This window comes from Pseudomonas allokribbensis (assembly GCF_014863605.1).
GTDB classification, from domain to species: domain Bacteria; phylum Pseudomonadota; class Gammaproteobacteria; order Pseudomonadales; family Pseudomonadaceae; genus Aquipseudomonas; species Aquipseudomonas allokribbensis.
The window spans coordinates 1,193,694-1,211,826 of sequence record NZ_CP062252.1 but is presented as its reverse complement, the minus strand read 5'-3'; the positions used below and the strand labels follow the sequence as shown (position 1 = coordinate 1,211,826).

Sequence of the window (18,133 nt, the reverse complement as noted above, 5' to 3'; positions counted from 1 at the left end):
GAGCGCTGCGGACTTAGCCGCGCTCGCCTTGCAGCCAGCTGAGCTGGACTTCGTGCTGACCACGGTCGTCGGTGACGAAGATCGTGCCTTCGCTGATCATCACGTCCCACTTGATGACGCGGGGCATGTCCTTGGCCAGGGTTTCCAGCACTTCCTGCGGGACAGCAGCGATGTTGACGTTCTTCAGGTTCTTGATCGCCGGGATCACCTTGCCTTCCCAGACGCGCAGGCTGCCGTAGGCCAGCAGGCTGGTGCGCTCGGTGCGACGGGAGCACCAGGTCAGGCGATCCGCATCCGGCTGGCCGACTTCAATCCAGTGCAGGACACGGTCATCCAGGCTCTTTTCCCACAGCGCAGGTTCGTCCACGTCCGACAGACCACGACCGAACGACAGGTGCTCGTTGTACCAGAGCGCGTAGGCCAGCAGGCGCACGGTCATGCGTTCTTCGGTTTCCGAAGGGTGGCGGGCGATGGTCTGCTTCACGTTCTCGTAGACGCTGCGGTCGAGATCGGTGAGGTTCAGTTCGAATTTGTAGGTGGTGGACGGCTGGGCCATGAACGGGCTTCTTGATACGAGGAAAGTCGGCAAGTCTAACCGATGCTGTAGGCAATCCACGAATTGATGGCGATCAACCTTGCGCGACTGACAGCCGGCTATGTTAAAACGCTGTATCCGTTCAGCCTTGTCCTACAGGATCTCGCATGCCGTTCGCCAACAAACCGCTCAGCGGTCTGAAAGTCATCGAATTGGGTACATTGATTGCCGGGCCGTTTGCCTCGCGTATTTGCGGCGAGTTCGGTGCCGAAGTGATCAAGATCGAATCGCCGGACGGCGGTGATCCGCTGCGCAAGTGGCGCAAGCTGTATGAAGGTACTTCGTTGTGGTGGTTCGTCCAGGCACGCAACAAAAAGTCCCTGACGCTGAACCTGAAACACCCCGACGGTCTGGGGATCCTGAAAAAACTGCTGGGTGAAGCCGATATCCTGATCGAAAACTTCCGCCCCGGCGTCCTGGAAAAACTCGGCCTGAGCTGGGAAACCCTGCACGCGCTGAACCCGAAACTGGTGATGGTGCGCCTTTCAGGCTTCGGCCAGACAGGGCCGATGAAGGATCAGCCAGGTTTCGGTGCGGTCGGCGAATCCATGGGCGGCCTGCGCTACATCACCGGTTTCGAAGACCGCCCGCCGGTGCGTACCGGGATTTCCATCGGCGATTCGATTGCCGCCCTGTGGGGTGTGATCGGCGCGTTGATGGCCCTGCGTCATCGCGAGGTCAACGGCGGGCTTGGCCAGGTCGTTGATGTGGCGTTGTACGAAGCGATCTTCGCCATGATGGAAAGCATGGTGCCGGAGTTCGATGTGTTCGGGTTCATTCGTGAACGCACCGGTAACATCATGCCGGGCATCACGCCGTCGTCGATCCACACCAGCGCCGACGGCAAACATGTGCAGATCGGCGCCAACGGCGATGCGATCTTCAAGCGTTTCATGCTGATCATCGGCCGTGAAGATCTGGCCAATGACCCGGCGCTGGCCAGCAATGACGGGCGCGACACCCGCCGTGACGAGTTGTACGGGGTGATCGATCGCTGGGTCAATTCGCTGCCGCTGCAAACCGTGCTGGACCTGCTGAACCAGGCCGAAGTCCCGGCCAGCCGGATCTTCAGCGCCGAAGACATGTTCAACGATCCGCAGTACCTGGCCCGGGAAATGTTCCTGCAGGCCAAACTGCCGGACGGCAAACCCTTCAAGATGCCGGGCATCGTGCCGAAACTCTCTGATACACCCGGCACGTCCGAATGGGTCGGACCGCAGCTCGGTGAACACAATGCGCAGGTACTCCACGATCTTGGCTACGACGAGAAGCAGATCGCCCGGCTGCGCGAAGACGGAGCCATCTGAGCTGAAGCGCCGACCGGCCTCAGCCTCCAACCGCGCCCACCACTGGTGGACGTGGCGGCTGTTCGGCCTGCTTTTTCTGCTGATGCTTCCGGCCTGGGCGCAGGCGAAGCCGACGCTGATCTGGCTGCTGCGCGACCTGCCGCCGCTGACCATTTTCGAAGGCCCGAAAAAGGGCCAGGGCGTCATCGATCAACTGATGCCGATGCTGATTGCCGGCATGCCGCAATACGAACACACCTTGATGCGGGTCAACCGCGCCCGCGGCATCCAGATGCTCCATGAACACCCGTTCGCCTGTGATCCTTCGCTGATCTGGAACAAGGAGCGCGCGCAATGGATCGCGTTCTCCATCCCGGCATTTCGGGCGGTCAGCAATGGCCTGGTGGTGCGTCAGAAAGATCGCGAAGTGTTGGCGCCGTTCATTTCCGACGGTGAAGTCGATCTGTCCGCATTCCTGGCCAACAGCGACAGGAAAGTCGGCGTGGTGGCCGAGCGCAGTTATGGCGAATACATCGACGGCCTGCTCCGACAGGCACCGGGCGGCGCGCTGACACCGCATTACGGGAATGACGCGTTAAGCAGTCTGCTGTCGATGCAACGGCTCGGGCGATTGCAGGTGGTGCTGGGTTACTGGCCGGAAATCCGTTATCAGGCGCGTCAGGCACAGATCGCTGAAGACGAGCTGGAGTTTTTCCCCATTCGCGGGTCAGGCAAGTACATTTCGGGCCACGTCGGCTGCACCGACACTACTCAGGGCCGGCAAGCGATCAGTGAAATCGATCAACTGTTGCGTACCCTGCCCCACGAACATCTCGACCAGCTCTACGCCGACTGGCTGGACCCTGAAAGGCGTCAGGACTATCTGGAGCAGGCGCGGATCTTCTTCAAGCAGCAGGCCACGCAGTAAATCCCGGACAAAAGAAACCCCGAGAAGTGGGGAGACGACTCGGGGTTAAACGTGGTCTTTATCAAAGACCCGTAGCAGCAAGCGACAAGCACCGGAGCACAATGCTTGATCCTGCTGCTATGGGGTCTGACTGACCCGGGTGCAGGAAGGTTCCCACAAAAGACAAATCAGTTTCAGAGACCCGGGTGCTTGTCGCGGGCAGCGTTGCGCAACGCTGCAATCACACACGGCTCCAGCCGACCTTCGGCGATCAGGATGTCGCGATGCAAGCCATCGACCACATCCGTCAGTTGGCGCTTGTCGCTCAATTGCGCCCGATTGAATTCACGTTCCACCATGATGGCACCACTGCCGTTCTTCAGTGTCACCAGGCATTCACCCTGCAGACCGCGAGGGGTCAGCGTCACCTGATACGGGCTCAGAGCCTCACCGAGCAATAGACTGATACTTTCCATCTCGATCTCCACTCAATAGTCCGAAAACACAGTGCCTGGGGCGTGTCCACAGTAAATGACCACCGGCCCGAGAAGAAAGTTCTGCATGTCGGCGGCCTCTCCCGGAGCGTCACCTGCCTGACGGAGCATGCAGGGTGAAGATGACAGAAAAATAACCAATGACTTCAGGCAATGACCGGACGTCGGGGCGACGACAGATAGCTGTCGAGCAGATTGCGCATCAGCACGGCCGAAACCGGTGTGTGCAGGCGTCCCAGGAGCTTCATCCCTTCATCGCCGAGCAAAGGTTCCAGGTCGGCCTGTACGCTGGGCGCCACCACCCCCAACAGAATCAGCGCCCGCGCCTCTTGCCGGGCCACCAGATGCCTGATCAGCGCCACCCCCTCGCCACCCTTGAGTTGCGGATTGCAGATGGCGATATCGACAGTCCCACGGCGTACCAGCGAACGCTTTGCCGCGCTCAGCGAAGGCGCGGTCAACACGTCATAGATACCGATGGCGTTGAGCATCTGGTGCAACGCCATCAACTGGAACGGGTTGGGTTCGAGAAGCAGGATTTTGAGCGAGCGCATTGGACGACCTCTGGAACGACAATCGCGGTTTCTCGCCGCAGTGGTTTGTCACTCTAGGGCAGTCGTCCTAAGCCTCCCATCAGAAAAGTAGCCACGCTTTATAGGACATTTCCCAACTTCACTGCGGACAACGACACCCGCTCTCGGTCCGGCACTGGGTGATATCCGTCCAGCCACCCAGCAGGCCACGCAACTTCCCATCGACACCGTAAAAGGGCACCGTCCATTGATAGATGTGCCGGGAGCCATTCCTGAACAATAACTGTCGTTTGCTGAAGCGCGTCTTGCGTGTGCGCAATTGCACCATGAACTCGTCATGCAGCATTAGTGACGTGGCTGGCGGAAGCGCATCGAACTCATACAGCGTTCGTCCTTGCACTTGCTCGAAACGGACGCCGAGCGCTTCTTCATAGCTGCGGTTGCACATGATCAAGCGTCCCTGCAGATCACGCACAAACACGGGATCGGGCATCGCATCGATCAGTGCATGCTGAAAGGCCAGTTGATCGCCCAAGCCCTTTTCGGCCTCCCGGCGCTGTTTTATCTCGGTAGCAAGCCGACGATTCCAAAACAGCGAAAGCAGGCCCAATACTCCGAGCGCCCCCATCGCCCAGCATCCCCACTTGATCAGCCGCGCCACGAACGACGGTGCCGGTGCAGGTGAAATACCGTCCAGCCACTTCAGGCGCATCGCCCGCAACTCGGCGACCGAGAAAGCACCGAGGGCCTTGTTGAGAATGCTCAGCAACTCAGGCAGGCCTTTGCGCACCGCCAGATGATCCGCCTCCCACTTGCCCTCGACCAGACCACCGACCTTGAGCAAGCCTGATGGAAACAGCTGCGCACCGATCTCGTTTTCAATCGTGGCATAAGCCTCGCCACTCTCCACCAGCGCCCGGGCCTCGGCGTAGGTCTTGACCGAACGAATCTCGATCAACGGGTGGTCGCGCCGGATACTGTCCTCCAGCGCATGCCTGGCCGGCAACACCAGGACCCGTTTCTCCAGCTCTTCAAGCGACTGCACCGCCGGCAAACCTGCCCGCCCGACGAACACCCACCCCGCTCCTCCGAAGGCATGGCTGAAATCGAGGAACTGCCTGCGCTCCTCGTTCATGGCCAGTGTCGTACTCATGTCGGCGACGCCGCTTTCCAGGCGTTCCAGCATGTGGTTGGTGGAGAACGATTCCTGATGCACGAACTGCAAACCGGTCATGGCGCTGATGTGCTTGAGCACATCGTTGTTCAAGCCACTCCACTGACCGTGTTCGTCCTGAAACAGATACAACGGGTATTGCACCGAGGCGACTGTCACCCTGGGGTTTTCACGAATCCACTGTCGCTCTTGCGCGTCCAGCTCGATGGGCTGGATATTCAACTCCACCCCCTCTGAATGCATCGTCAGATGAGCTGCCTCGGTCAATTGCAGAAACCCCGACAGCCCCAACAAAAACAACCAGCTCAGCGCTGGCCTCAATCCTGAATAAAACCGCATTGCCACATCCTTCGTCATCGACTCGCCCGTCCTTCGTGGGCGAAACCCGAGCAGTGTGGCATGCAAAAACAAGAAAGCCCGTCAGGAGACGGGCTTCAAAATGTGACAGCTTTCAGGGCTTAAAGCGGCTTGCCGCGATTGCCATGCTGGCTGACAAAGGCCTGCACGGCTTTCAGCTCGTTTGCCAAAACTGTGCAGCGCTCTTCTCTCTCAAACAAATCAGAAAGATGTGCAGGTAGCTCGAGAGCTTTTCCTACACCGGCTTTTTCCACGGCATCCGGGAATTTGACCGGATGCGCCGTGCCCAGGATCACCATCGGGATATCCAGGCTGCGACGGCATTCGCGTGCGGCTTTCACACCGATGGCCGTGTGCGGATCGAGCACCTCACCGGTCTGTTCGAAGACTTCGGCGATGGTTTCGCAGGTTTGCGCATCATCCACGGCCAGCGAGTCGAACAGTTTGCGCGCCTCGGTCCAGCGTTCCTGTTCGACGCTGAAACCGCCGCCCTGCTTGAACGAATCCATCAGACCGGCAATCGCCGCACCGTTGCGACCGTGCAGGTCGAACAGCAGGCGTTCGAAGTTCGACGAGACCATGATGTCCATCGACGGCGACAGGGTGGCGTGCAGGGTTTCCTTGACGTACTGGTTGCCGCTCATGAAGCGGTGCAGGATGTCGTTGCGGTTGGTGGCGACGATCAACTGGTTGATCGGCAGACCCATGTTGCGCGCCAGGTAACCGGCGAAGATGTCGCCGAAGTTGCCGGTCGGCACCGAGAACGACACCGAACGTGCCGGGCCGCCCAATTGCAGCGCTGCGTGGAAGTAGTAAACGATCTGGGCCATGATCCGCGCCCAGTTGATCGAATTCACCGCCACCAGACGCGTGCCCTTGAGGAAGCTCTGGTCAGCGAAGCTTGCCTTGACCATTTCCTGGCAGTCGTCGAAGTTGCCTTCGATGGCGATGTTGTGGATGTTCTCACCGAGGATGGTGGTCATCTGCCGACGCTGCACTTCGGACACACGGTTGTGCGGGTGCAGGATGAAGATGTCGACGTTTTCACAGTGCTTGCAGCCTTCGATGGCGGCCGAACCGGTGTCACCGGAGGTGGCGCCGACGATCACCACGCGCTCGCCGCGCTTTTCCAGCACGTAGTCGAGCAAACGACCGAGCAGTTGCAGGGCGAAGTCCTTGAACGCCAGGGTCGGGCCGTGGAACAGCTCCAGCACCCATTCGTTGCCGTTCAACTGACGCAGCGGCGCCACGGCGTTGTGCGAGAACACACCGTAGGTTTCTTCGAGGATCTTTTTGAAATCGGCATCCGGAATGCTGCCGGTCACGAACGGGCGCATCACCCGGAAGGCCAGCTCGTGATACGGCAGGCCGGCCCAGGAAGCGATTTCTTCCTGGGTGAAACGTGGCAGGTTTTCCGGGACGTACAGACCGCCGTCGGTGGCGAGACCGGCCAGCAGGACGTCTTCGAAATTCAGGGCCGGTGCCTGGCCGCGGGTACTGATGTAACGCATGACTGACTCCAATGGACAGTGTTCGCAACACAGGGCCCGCAGGCGGGCCCTGTGAAGGAGATCAACTTAGTTCAAGTGCTCGACGCGGATCCGCACAACCGGACCGACCACGCCCGCCAGGGCTTCGAGGGCGGCGATCGCATCGTTGATGTGCTGTTCCAGCACGCGGTGGGTCAGCAGGATCATCGGCACCAGGCCGTCGTGTTCCTCGACTTCCTTCTGCATGATCGACTCGATGTTGATGCCGCGCTCCGACAGGATGCTCGCCACCTGAGCGAGTACGCCCGGATGGTCCTTGGCCTGAATGCGCAGGTAGTAGGCGCTTTCGCAGGCTTCGATCGGCAGGATCGGGTGGGCCGACAGCGAGTCCGGCTGGAAGGCCAGGTGCGGCACGCGGTTTTCCGGATCGGAGGTCATGGCGCGAACCACGTCCACCAGATCCGCGATCACCGACGAAGCGGTCGGCTCCATGCCGGCGCCAGCGCCGTAGAACAGGGTCGAACCGGCAGCGTCACCGTTGACCATCACCGCGTTCATCACGCCGTTGACGTTGGCGATCAGGCGATCGGCCGGGATCAGCGTCGGGTGTACGCGCAACTCGATACCCGCGGCGGTGCTGCGTGCCACGCCCAGGTGCTTGATGCGGTAGCCCAGCGCTTCGGCGTAGTTCACGTCGGCGGTGGTCAGCTTGGTGATGCCTTCGGTGTAAGCCTTGTCGAACTGCAACGGAATACCGAACGCGATCGAAGCCAGGATCGTCAGCTTGTGCGCCGCGTCGATGCCTTCGACGTCGAACGTCGGATCGGCTTCGGCGTAGCCCAGCGCTTGCGCCTCGGCCAGCACGTCTTCGAAGGTGCGACCCTTCTCGCGCATTTCGGTGAGGATGAAGTTGCCGGTGCCGTTGATGATCCCGGCGACCCAGTTGATACGGTTGGCGGACAGGCCTTCACGGATCGCCTTGATCACCGGAATGCCACCGGCTACCGCCGCTTCAAATGCCACGATCACGCCTTTCTCGCGTGCCTTGGCGAAAATTTCATTACCGTGAACGGCAATCAGAGCCTTGTTCGCGGTGACCACATGCTTGCCATTCTCGATGGCCTTGAGTACCAGCTCGCGGGCAACGGTGTAGCCGCCCATCAGCTCTATGACGATGTCGATCTCAGGGTTCGTGGCCACTTCGAAGACATCGTTGGTAATCGCAATACCGGTCGTCTGGAACTGAGGCTTTGGCGTGCGCATGGCAATTTGTGCCACTTCGATTCCACGCCCGGCACGACGAGCAATTTCCTCGGCGTTGCGCTGAAGTACGTTGAAGGTACCGCCACCGACGGTCCCTAACCCACAGATGCCTACTTTGACCGGTTTCACTGTGAACTCCCCATAAAACGGCCGACGCGAGGCCGGCCGTGAAAACAACCGCGTAATCGCGGCTCTCTATTGATGGCCCGGCCATGTTGCCGCCGGACCACGCTCGTCAGCGCCTGAGCGTGACGATGCGAATTACTTCGCGCCCAGCGCCAGTTTGGCGACTTGTGGCGCAGGCTGGTAGCCCGGAATGACTTGTCCGTCAGCCAATACGATGGCCGGTGTGCCGTTCACGCCGATCGACTGACCGAGGGCGAACTGCTTGGAAACCGGGTTCTCGCACTTGGCAGCCTTGATTTCCTTGCCATCGACCATCTTGTCCATGGCCGCTTTCTTGTCTTTCGAGCACCACACGGCTTGCAGTTGCTCGTCACCCGGCGAACCCAGGCCCTGGCGCGGGAACGCCACGTAACGCACTTCGATGCCGCGCTTGTTCAGCTCCGGCACTTCGGCGTGCAGCTTGTGGCAGTACGGGCAAGTGGTGTCGGTGAAAACGGTGATGTGCGACTTGGTTTCGCCCACGGCCGGGTAAACCACGGTTTCGGCCACCGGGATCGCATTGATCAGTTTGGAAATGCCCAGGCGCTCGGTCTTCTCCGTCAGGTTGACCGGTTTGCCGTCCTTGAGCTGGAACATGTAGCCCTGAACGATGTACTGGCCGTCGGCGCTGGCGTAGAGCACGCGGCTGCCCTTGAGCTTGACTTCGTACAGGCCCGGCAGCGGGCTGGCGGTGATGGTGTCCACCGGCACGTCGAGCTGGAGGTTTTCCAGGCTCTGGCGGATGGCTTTGTCGGCCGCATCATCGGCGATGGCAAAGGTGCTGACCAACGCAATGGCTGCGGCGGCGAAAATCTGGGTCAGACGCATGAGAACTCCTGAAGGCGGACAAATGGAACGTTCAGAACGCCCGTGCCGGAACACCGGGTCATAACCGTCCATCGTGCAAACCGGCAAAGCCTACCACATAAGGTTCGCGTGACCGAATGCGCCTGTCGCAAGACAAACTGCGCTCAGCCTCGAGGGTGATGCTTGGCATGCAGATCCTGCAACCGTGCCCGGGCGACGTGAGTGTAGATCTGCGTGGTCGACAGGTCGCTGTGGCCCAACAACATCTGCACCACCCGCAAGTCGGCGCCATGGTTGAGCAGGTGCGTGGCGAAGGCATGACGCAGCGTATGGGGCGACAGCGATTTGCCGATACCGGCGACCTTGGCCTGATGCTTGATGCGGTGCCAGAAGGTCTGGCGAGTCATCTGCTCGCCGCGCTGGCTGGGAAACAGCACATCGCTGGGACGCCCGCCCAGCAGCTCGCCGCGACCATCGCGCAGGTAACGCTCGACCCAGACAATCGCTTCCTCGCCCATCGGTACAAGGCGCTCTTTACTGCCCTTGCCCATCACCCTCAATACGCCCTGACGCAGGTTGACCTGCTCCAGGGTCAGACTGATCAGCTCGGTTACCCGCAAGCCGCAGGCATAAAGGACTTCAAGCATGGCGCGGTCACGCTGGCCGATGGCTTCGCTCAAGTCTGGCGCCCTCAGCAACGCTTCAACGTCGGCTTCTGACAGGGATTTGGGCAACGGCCGACCGAGTTGCGGCATGTCGACGCGCAAGGTCGGATCGACCGAGATCAGCTTTTCCCGCAACAGGTAGCGATAAAAGCCACGTACACCCGAGAGGAATCGCGCGGTGGAACGGGGTTTGTAATTCTGTTCCAGGCGCCAGGCCAGGTGATCGAGGATCAATTCACGACCGGCGTTGATCAGCTCGAGATTTTTCTCCTGCAACCAGCCGTTGAACAGTGCGAGATCACTGCGATAGGCGTCGCGGGTGTTGTCGGAAAGACCTTTTTCCAACCATAGGGCGTCGAGAAACTGGTCAATCAGCGGGTGGTCGATGGCGGGCATAAAAGCTCAGGCAAGGCAGAGATGGCGGACAGTCTTTCATAGCCCGCCCGTACACGGAACCTTCAGGCGGCAAAACCAGGCAGAACTGGCACCGGGCGCTTGTCGTCGTCAATCGCGACGAAGCTGAACTGCCCGTGAATCGCTTTTTCGCGCCCGTCGCAGCTCATGCTTTCAACGAACACTTCCACCTCGACCTTGAGGCTGGTGTTGCCGACCTTGATCACCCGCCCGACCAGTTCGACGATGGAACCTGCCGGGATCGCGTGGTTGAAATCGATTCGGTCGGTCGACACGGTCACCAGTGGCAAGCGGCAGAAACGCGTAGCGGTGATAAACGACACTTCGTCCATCCAGGCGAGCGCAGTGCCGCCGAACAGGGTGTTGTGATGGTTGGTGGTCGGCGGGAAAACCGCCTTGGTCACGCGGGTCACCGAGAGTTCGGTGCGGCGTTCGATTTCTTGCTCACGAGATGTCATGGATACGGCCTGAAGCAATAGTGCTGTGGATAAATTGCGGACAACAAAAAAGCAGCCCGTAGGCTGCTTTTTTCTGCATCGGAAGCTGGACTTAAGCCAGTTTTTCCTTGATGCGAGCTGCTTTACCCGACAGGTCGCGCAGGTAGTACAGCTTGGCTTTACGTACGTCACCGCGACGTTTAACAGCCATGCTGTCGATCTGCGGGGAGTAGGTCTGGAAAGTACGTTCTACGCCAACACCGTTGGAGATTTTACGAACGGTGAACGCACTGTTCACGCCGCGGTTACGCTTGGCGATTACAACGCCTTCGAACGCTTGCAGACGGGAACGATCGCCTTCCTTCACTTTCACCTGAACGACAATGGTGTCGCCCGGGGCAAAGGTAGGGATTTCTTTGGTCATCTGCTCTGCTTCGAGTGCAAGGATGATTTTGTTGGTCATGCTGTGCTCCTAAGGTAAATCGTCGGATTTACCATCGATACGTTGTTAACTATCGTCCCGCTCGCGGATGTATTCCTCGAGCAGCTTCTTCTCTTCTCCAGAAAGCGAGCGGCTTTCCAGAAGATCGGCGCGTCGTTCATAGGTCCGACCAAGGGACTGCTGTAAACGCCAACGCCGGATGTGCGCGTGGTTGCCACTCAGCAACACGTCGGGTACACGCTGATCCGCATACACCTCAGGTCGGGTGTAGTGCGGGCAATCCAGCAGACCATCCGTAAAGGAATCTTCCTCGGCGGAGTCCGCATGCCCTAAAGCTCCAGGCAGCAGTCGTGTAACCGCATCGATCAGGACCATGGCCGGCAGCTCGCCGCCAGACAATACATAGTCGCCAATCGACCACTCTTCATCGACATGAGCTTCAATAAAACGCTCGTCAATGCCTTCATAGCGACCGGCAATCAGGATCAGTGCATCCGATTTCGCCAGTTCGCGTACCGCCGACTGAGTCAGTTGACGGCCTTGGGGGGACAGGTAAATCACCTTCGCCACCTCCCCGGCTGCTGCCTTGGCCTGAACCAGAGCATCTTCCAGGGGCTTGATCTTCATCACCATGCCCGGACCACCGCCAAACGGGCGATCGTCCACAGTGTGATGCCGATCCGTCGTGTAATCCCGCGGATTCCAACAGGTCAGCTGCAAGAGCCCCTGTTTGACCGCACGACTGGTGATGCCGTAGTCGCCAATGGCGGAAAACATCTCGGGAAACAAACTGATCACTTCTACGCGCAAGTTAGCCACGCTTAGAAGTCCGCGTCCCAATCCACCTTCATCTCGCCCGCTGCGAGGTCGACGGCCAACACACATTGCTCCGTATAGGGCAACAGGCGTTCGCGATCATCCAGGCTGCCAGCGCAAGGCTTGACTACCATTACATCATTGGCGCCGGTTTCCAGAAGATGATCGATTTTCCCGAGCAATTGCCCCAGTTGATCGATGACCTTCAGACCTTCCAGCTGGTACCAGTAGTACTCGCCTTCGGTCAATTCAGCGAACAGGTTGCGCGGCACGCAGATCTCATAACCGGCCAGAAGACGAGCTTCTTCACGATCATCAAGACCCTTGAGCTTTGCGACCAGGAACTTGTCGCTCCCGCGTCCACTGACCAGCTCGACCTGTTTGACATTGCCTTCGCGCTTGAGCGTCCAGGTTTTGTACTGCAACAGGTTTTCAGTCGGATCAGTAAAGGAATAAACCTTCACTTCGCCGCGAACGCCGTGAACAGAATAAATTTTGCCAATAACGATCAAATCATCGGCAATAGCAGGCGTCGCGTTCATATTGCTCAGGCCGCAGCCTTAGCCGATTCCTTCAACAACTGAGCAACGCGCTCAGAAGGTTGTGCACCAACGCTCAGCCAGTAGGCAACGCGCTCTTGGTTCACGGACAGACGGATTTCCTGACCACGGGCAACAGGGTTGAAGAAACCAACCTGTTCTTTGTGGGAACCGTCACGCGGGTTGCGGGAGTCGGTTACGGTCAGGTGGTAAAACGGGCGCTTTTTGGAGCCGCCAAGGGCAAGACGGATTGTTAGCATGTGAACATCGTTCCTGTAGTCGGTGCTGCAAATCTAAATGCACAGCGGGCATGGGTGCCCGAAAGGCCGCATATTCTAAGGAATATCCGGACTTTTGCAAATGACTTTTTCCGGCGCCTATGGCAGGCCGTGCAGATTTGCATATAGGGCCGTCGTTTAAAACGGCCGGTCAGCTCCCGCCGAGTGCGGGTTTGCTGTTGATCCCGCATCCTTGCGGGGTCTGCGCCGGTGCGACGACCGGCGCGGATTCTTTACATTTTCGGCATGCCGCCGCCGGGCAACATACCGCCCATGCCGCGCATCATTTTCGCCATTCCGCCCTTGGCGGAGAATTTCTTCATCATCTTCTGCATCTGCTTGTGCTGCTTGATCAAGCGACCGATGTCCTGCACCTGAGTGCCGGAACCCATGGCGATCCGGCGCTTGCGCGAACCGCTGATCAGCTCAGGGTCGCGACGCTCGGCCGGGGTCATGGAGTTGATGATGGCTTCCATCTGTTTGAATTGCTTCTCTGCGGCGTTCTGGGCATTGCCCATCTGCGACAGGTTCACACCACCGATGCTCGGCAGTTTGTCCATGAGGCCGCCGAGACCGCCCATGTTCTTCATCTGTTGCAACTGATCGCGGAAGTCTTCGAGGTCGAAGCCCTTGCCCTTCTTCAGCTTCTTGGCCAGTTTGTCGGCCTTGTCCTTGTCGAGGGTCGCTTCAGCCTGTTCGATCAGGCTGAGCACGTCGCCCATGCCGAGGATCCGCGAAGCGATACGCTCCGGGTGGAACGGCTCGAGGGCTTCGGTCTTCTCGCCCATACCGATGAACTTGATCGGCTTGCCGGTGATGGCACGAACGGACAGCGCGGCACCGCCACGGGCGTCACCGTCGACCTTGGTCAGGATCACACCGGTCAGCGGCAGTGCATCGCCGAAGGCCTTGGCCGTGTTGGCGGCGTCCTGACCGGTCATGGCGTCGACCACGAACAGGGTTTCGACCGGGTTGATCGCGGCGTGCAGCGCCTTGATCTCGCCCATCATCTCTTCGTCGATGTGCAGACGACCGGCGGTATCGACGATGACCACGTCGATGAATTTCAGTTTTGCTTCTTTAATAGCCGCGTTGGCGATGTCGACCGGCTTCTGGCTCAGGTCGGACGGGAAGAACGTCACGCCGATGTCGTTGGCCAGGGTTTCCAGCTGTTTGATCGCCGCAGGACGATAGACGTCCGCCGACACGACCATGACCGACTTCTTCTTGCGCTCTTTAAGGAAGCGCGCCAGCTTGCCGGCGGTAGTGGTTTTACCGGCACCCTGCAGACCGGCCATCAATACGACGGCTGGCGGCACGGCACTCAGGTTCAAATCTTCGTTGGCCGCGCCCATCAGGCTTTCGAGCTCGGCCTGGACGATCTTCACGAACGCCTGGCCCGGTGTCAGGCTGCGCGACACCTCGGTGCCGACAGCGCGCTCCTTGACCGAATTGACGAAGTCCTTGACCACCGGCAGGGCGACGTCGGCTTCGAGCAACGCCATGCGCACTTCGCGCAGGGTGTCTTTGATGTTGTCTTCGGTCAGCTTCGCCTTGCCAGTGACATGGCGCAGCGTCTGCGAGAGACGGTCGGTTAAGTTTTCAAACATTGCGCGATCCTTTCAGGCCCTGTGTAGACCGGGATAATGGCGGCCCAGACCGGAATCAACATGTGCTCGGCGAGCCTGCGGCGTGGGCAGGTCGCGGATTATAGCGAAGACTGCGTCTGGCGGACACCTCGCTGTCAGCTTGCCGGTCTTTCGTGCCATGGCGGTTCTATGCCAAACTCAGCGCCTTTCGGGCTTGCCTAACAGGATTTATGCTCCCCTTGTCACCGAGTTTGCTGACCACCCTCGCCGCCGCCCTTCTATATGCCGCTGCGACCCTCTATCAGGGCACCCGCCTGGCCACTGGCGCCAAGGCCAACAAGCGCCTGCTGGTCACGCTCGGCGTGCTCGCCGTGCTGGCCCACAGTGCCAGCCTGCTGACTCACCTGCTGACGCCGATCGGTCTGGGCCTGGACTTCTTCAGCGCTTCGAGCCTGATTGCCGCGGCAGTCATTGCCCTGACCCTGCTGGCCTGTTCGCGGATCCCGGTGGAAAACCTGCTGGTCCTGCTGTTCCCGCTGGGTGCGATCACCGTGTTGCTGGCGCAGTTCGCACCCACCGGCACCGTGCAGATCATCGACGAAGAGCCGGGCATCCTCGCGCATATCCTGCTGTCGATCCTCGCCTACGGCATGTTCACCATCGCCGTGTTCCAAGCGTTGTTGCTGCTGGTGCAGGATCACCAGCTCAAGAACAAGCACCCGTCCGGGCTGATCAAGAACTTCCCGCCGCTGCAAACCATGGAAAGCCTGCTGTTCGGCTTCCTCTGGGCCGGCTGGACGCTGCTGTCGCTGTCGCTGATTTCCGGCTGGCTGTTCGTCGAAAACCTGTTTGCCCAGCACCTGGTGCACAAGACCCTGCTGGCCTGCCTGGCCTGGGTCGTGTTCAGCGTGCTGTTGTGGGGCCGCAACCGCCTGGGCTGGCGCGGCCACAAAGCGATCCGCTGGACCCTCGCCGGTTTCTGCCTGCTGATGTTGGCGTATTTCGGCAGCAAACTGGTCCGTGAATACATCCTGCACATCTGACGGGCGGCATAAATGGACGGTTTGCCCATAGGGCCGATGCTCGCGGTATTTGTCCTGCTGATTCTCTGGTCGGGATTGTTTACCGCCATCGAAGTGGCGCAACAGCATCTGCTGGCGCAACGCACCGCGTCGCGCGCCAGTGACAAACCACTGGCAAAACTCAGCTTCCCGCTCGACAGCCTGATCCTGTGCAACACCCTGTGCCGCGCCCTCGCCGTGGTGCTTGCCACGCTACTGGCGATTTTCCTCTGTGAAGAGAACGGTCCCTGGGCAGCCTGCCTGGGCGCCAGCGCCGTATTGCTGGTATTTGCCGACTATTTCCCGCGCACCCTCGCCCAACGCTATCCGGATGCGGTGCTGTCATTCGGCAACTCGTTGCTGGCCGTGCCGCTGAAAGTGATCTATCCGCTCGCATGGCTGCTGAGCAGCATCAGTGGTTTGCTGTTGCGTCCGCTGGTGCGCAAGCCTCAGGTCGTGCAGCAGAGCGAAGACGACGTCCCCGCCGATCGCCATGACGACCCGGAGCACTCGTCTCGCCCGCACCCGGTTTCCGGCATCCATGCGCTGGACAACATCACGGTCAACGACATCCTGGTGCCTCGCAGTGACGTCGACGGCATCAATCTTGATGACCCGATCGAAGAGATCATCGAGCAATTGCGCCACAACAAGCGCACGCGCCTGCCGGTTTTCCACAGCGACATCAACCAGGTCGAGGCCGTCCTCAACACCCGGCAGATCCGCCACTTGCTGGACAATCACGCCCTGACCCGCGAAGCGCTCCTCGCCGCCAGCTACGAGCCGTATTTCGTACCGGAAAGCACGCCACTGCAACTGCAGCTGCTGAACTTCCACAAGCAGCAGCGGCGCCTGGGCATGGTGGTGGACGAGTACGGCGAAGTGTTGGGGATCGTCACCCTGGAAGACATTCTCGAAGAAATCGTTGGCGAATTCGAAAGCGAGCACAGCCTCGACAACCCGCATATTCATCCGCAGGCCGATGGTCGCATGGTGATCGACGGCGCCGCCTCGATCCGCGAGCTGAACAAATGCCTGGGCTGGCACCTGCCCAGCGACGGCCCCCGGACTCTCAACGGTCTGGTGACAGAAGCACTGGAAACCATTCCGGAAAGCGCGGTCTGCCTGAAGATCGGGCGCTATCGCCTGGAGATCCTCGAAACCGAGGAGAACCGCGTAAGCAAAGTGCTCATCTGGCACACCAGCTCGGCACCGGCACTCACACCCGTCCGCTAGCTCGCCCCTTGTTCAATCGTTAGCCACCTTCCTATAATCGGGGCGCTTACCCAAGCCCCGCCGAACCGCGTGCTTATCCGCACCCGACTGGTTCCGGCCGGTTCATCGCCGCTTTCCGCATCACACCGACGACTGTTCCTACTCGAAACAGCGCTCGTGCCTCATCCCACATCCCTGGGTGTTCGACCATAATAATTCGCTCCAACGGAGCTCATGACTGTCAGGGATCACCGCATGACGACCAGTACCGCTTACAGCGACACCGCGCCTGCCCAACCGACCAACTCCGCCACCCGCGTGGCCACGGCAAGTTTCATCGGCACGGCCATCGAGTTCTACGATTTTTACGTCTACGCCACTGCTGCTGCACTGGTGATCGGGCCGGTATTCTTTCCGCAGACATCCGGCACGGCGCAGATGCTCTCGGCATTCCTCACTTTCGGTATCGCTTTCCTCGCCCGTCCGCTGGGTTCGGCATTGTTTGGTCACTTCGGCGACCGTATCGGACGCAAATCAACACTGGTGGCTTCCCTGCTGCTGATGGGTGTCTGCACCACGCTGATCGGCGTGCTGCCGGGTTACGACAGCATCGGGGCGTGGGCGCCGATCCTGTTGTGTGTGCTGCGCTTCGGCCAGGGCCTGGGATTGGGTGGTGAATGGGGCGGGGCGGCGCTGCTGGCGACCGAAAACGCACCGAAAGGCAAACGCGCGTGGTTCGGCATGTTCCCGCAGCTGGGCCCTTCGATCGGTTTTCTGGCGGCCAACGGCCTGTTCCTGACCTTGGCCATGACGCTCAATGACGAACAGTTCCGCAGCTGGGGCTGGCGGATTCCGTTCCTGCTCAGCGCGGTGCTGGTGATGGTCGGGCTGTATGTGCGCCTCAAACTTCACGAAACGCCAGTGTTCGCCAACGCCATCGCCCGTCAGGAGCGGGTGAAAGTGCCACTGGTCGAACTGTTCAGCCAATACTGGGTGCCGACGTTGCTGGGTGCCGCCGCCATGGTGGTGTGCTACGCGCTGTTCTACATCTCGACGGTGTTTTCCCTGAGCTACGGCGTGTCCACACTGGGCTACAGCCGCGAGACATTCCTCGGGCTGCTGTGCTTCGCGGTGCTGTTCATGGCGGCCGCCACACCGTTGTCAGCCTGGGCCAGTGATCGTTACGGGCGTAAACCGGTGCTGATCGTCGGCGGTGTACTGGCAATTCTTTCCGGATTTCTGATGGAGCCGTTGCTGACTCTGGGCTCGACCTGGGGCGTGGCACTGTTCCTGTGTATCGAGCTGTTCCTGATGGGCGTGACATTTGCCCCGATGGGCGCCCTGCTGCCGGAACTGTTCCCGACGCACGTCCGCTATACCGGCGCATCGGCGGCCTACAACCTCGGCGGGATTGTCGGGGCCTCGGCGGCACCGTTCTTCGCGCAGAAACTGGTGGCGATGGGTGGTTTGAGTTATGTCGGCGGGTATGTGTCTGCGGCCGCGGTGCTCAGCTTGATCGCTGTGCTGTGCCTGAAGGAGACGCGCCATAACGACCTGAATCAGGTGTCGTAAGCGCAATGATCGCTCCCGCACAGGCGGGAGCGAT

General features: G+C 59.9%; 19 protein-coding genes. 5 read left to right on the top strand and 14 right to left on the bottom strand.

All coding sequences use genetic code 11. From position 1 onward, the window contains the following. Positions 1-13 precede the first annotated feature (13 nt). Entirely contained in the window at positions 14-556 is a 543-nt protein-coding gene (locus tag IF199_RS05385) for a YaeQ family protein (protein ID WP_096819266.1), read from the bottom strand. A 146-nt stretch (positions 557-702) separates the two neighbouring features. Here IF199_RS05385 and IF199_RS05380 point away from each other — a divergent pair, with 146 nt between their 5' ends. Next, entirely contained in the window at positions 703-1,902 is a 1,200-nt protein-coding gene (locus IF199_RS05380; RefSeq protein ID WP_192559868.1) for a CaiB/BaiF CoA transferase family protein, read from the top strand. After that, the gene (locus IF199_RS05375) at positions 1,829-2,809 is read left to right on the top strand and encodes a TIGR02285 family protein (RefSeq protein ID WP_192559867.1); all 981 of its coding nucleotides are present in this window, start codon (positions 1,829-1,831) and stop codon (positions 2,807-2,809) included. The genes IF199_RS05380 and IF199_RS05375 overlap by 74 nt, the downstream gene beginning before the upstream one ends. Positions 2,810-2,982: 173 nt before the next feature. Here the strand turns inward: IF199_RS05375 and IF199_RS05370 are convergent, their stop codons facing one another. From IF199_RS05370 to ffh, 13 genes are all read right to left on the bottom strand, one after another. After that, positions 2,983-3,264, bottom strand: a complete 282-nt coding sequence (locus IF199_RS05370) for a DUF3509 domain-containing protein (RefSeq protein ID WP_085729753.1) — start codon at positions 3,262-3,264, stop codon at positions 2,983-2,985. A 164-nt stretch (positions 3,265-3,428) separates the two neighbouring features. Then, on the bottom strand, positions 3,429-3,836 hold the full coding sequence (locus IF199_RS05365) for a response regulator (protein WP_192559866.1): 408 nt from the start codon (positions 3,834-3,836) through the stop codon (positions 3,429-3,431). A gap of 118 nt (positions 3,837-3,954) precedes the next feature. After that, positions 3,955-5,328: a transporter substrate-binding domain-containing protein gene (locus tag IF199_RS05360; RefSeq protein WP_192559865.1), complete on the bottom strand. Its 1,374-nt coding sequence runs from the start codon at positions 5,326-5,328 to the stop codon at positions 3,955-3,957. A 119-nt stretch (positions 5,329-5,447) separates the two neighbouring features. After that, positions 5,448-6,857, bottom strand: coding sequence for a threonine synthase (gene thrC, locus IF199_RS05355; RefSeq protein ID WP_096819256.1), 1,410 nt, complete (start codon positions 6,855-6,857; stop codon positions 5,448-5,450). A 66-nt stretch (positions 6,858-6,923) separates the two neighbouring features. Continuing rightward, positions 6,924-8,228 carry a homoserine dehydrogenase gene (locus tag IF199_RS05350; RefSeq protein WP_018926703.1) on the bottom strand — a complete coding sequence of 435 codons (1,305 nt, stop codon included), beginning with the start codon at positions 8,226-8,228 and terminating at the stop codon, positions 6,924-6,926. A gap of 132 nt (positions 8,229-8,360) precedes the next feature. Continuing rightward, entirely contained in the window at positions 8,361-9,092 is a 732-nt protein-coding gene (dsbC, locus tag IF199_RS05345; RefSeq protein WP_192559864.1) for a bifunctional protein-disulfide isomerase/oxidoreductase DsbC, read from the bottom strand. A 143-nt stretch (positions 9,093-9,235) separates the two neighbouring features. After that, positions 9,236-10,132, bottom strand: coding sequence for a site-specific tyrosine recombinase XerD (gene xerD, locus IF199_RS05340; RefSeq protein WP_096819254.1), 897 nt, complete (start codon positions 10,130-10,132; stop codon positions 9,236-9,238). Between the two features lie 62 nt (positions 10,133-10,194). Then, on the bottom strand, positions 10,195-10,608 hold the full coding sequence (locus IF199_RS05335; protein WP_114881518.1) for an acyl-CoA thioesterase: 414 nt from the start codon (positions 10,606-10,608) through the stop codon (positions 10,195-10,197). A gap of 91 nt (positions 10,609-10,699) precedes the next feature. After that, on the bottom strand, positions 10,700-11,050 hold the full coding sequence (rplS, locus tag IF199_RS05330; RefSeq protein WP_003175895.1) for a 50S ribosomal protein L19: 351 nt from the start codon (positions 11,048-11,050) through the stop codon (positions 10,700-10,702). Positions 11,051-11,095: 45 nt separating this feature from the next. Next, entirely contained in the window at positions 11,096-11,848 is a 753-nt protein-coding gene (gene trmD, locus IF199_RS05325; RefSeq protein WP_192559863.1) for a tRNA (guanosine(37)-N1)-methyltransferase TrmD, read from the bottom strand. 2 nt (positions 11,849-11,850) lie between these two features. Then, positions 11,851-12,387 (bottom strand): ribosome maturation factor RimM, encoded by a 537-nt coding sequence (gene rimM / locus IF199_RS05320; RefSeq protein ID WP_096819247.1) that lies wholly within the window; start codon positions 12,385-12,387, stop codon positions 11,851-11,853. A gap of 5 nt (positions 12,388-12,392) precedes the next feature. Beyond that, positions 12,393-12,644: a 30S ribosomal protein S16 gene (rpsP, locus tag IF199_RS05315; RefSeq protein ID WP_003185073.1), complete on the bottom strand. Its 252-nt coding sequence runs from the start codon at positions 12,642-12,644 to the stop codon at positions 12,393-12,395. Between the two features lie 251 nt (positions 12,645-12,895). Further along, positions 12,896-14,272 carry a signal recognition particle protein gene (gene ffh / locus IF199_RS05310; RefSeq protein ID WP_096819246.1) on the bottom strand — a complete coding sequence of 459 codons (1,377 nt, stop codon included), beginning with the start codon at positions 14,270-14,272 and terminating at the stop codon, positions 12,896-12,898. 209 nt (positions 14,273-14,481) lie between these two features. On the opposite strand from ffh, the gene IF199_RS05305 reads away from it, so the two are divergent. The 3 genes from IF199_RS05305 to IF199_RS05295 all read left to right on the top strand — a co-directional run bounded on the left by IF199_RS05305 (position 14,482) and on the right by IF199_RS05295 (position 18,099). Further along, a complete protein-coding gene (locus IF199_RS05305; RefSeq protein ID WP_096819244.1) occupies positions 14,482-15,294 on the top strand; it encodes a cytochrome C assembly family protein in 813 nt (270 codons plus the stop codon). Positions 15,295-15,306: 12 nt separating this feature from the next. Continuing rightward, positions 15,307-16,548 carry a transporter associated domain-containing protein gene (locus IF199_RS05300; protein WP_096819242.1) on the top strand — a complete coding sequence of 414 codons (1,242 nt, stop codon included), beginning with the start codon at positions 15,307-15,309 and terminating at the stop codon, positions 16,546-16,548. A 234-nt stretch (positions 16,549-16,782) separates the two neighbouring features. Then, the gene (locus tag IF199_RS05295) at positions 16,783-18,099 is read left to right on the top strand and encodes an MFS transporter (protein WP_192559862.1); all 1,317 of its coding nucleotides are present in this window, start codon (positions 16,783-16,785) and stop codon (positions 18,097-18,099) included. Positions 18,100-18,133 lie beyond the last annotated feature (34 nt).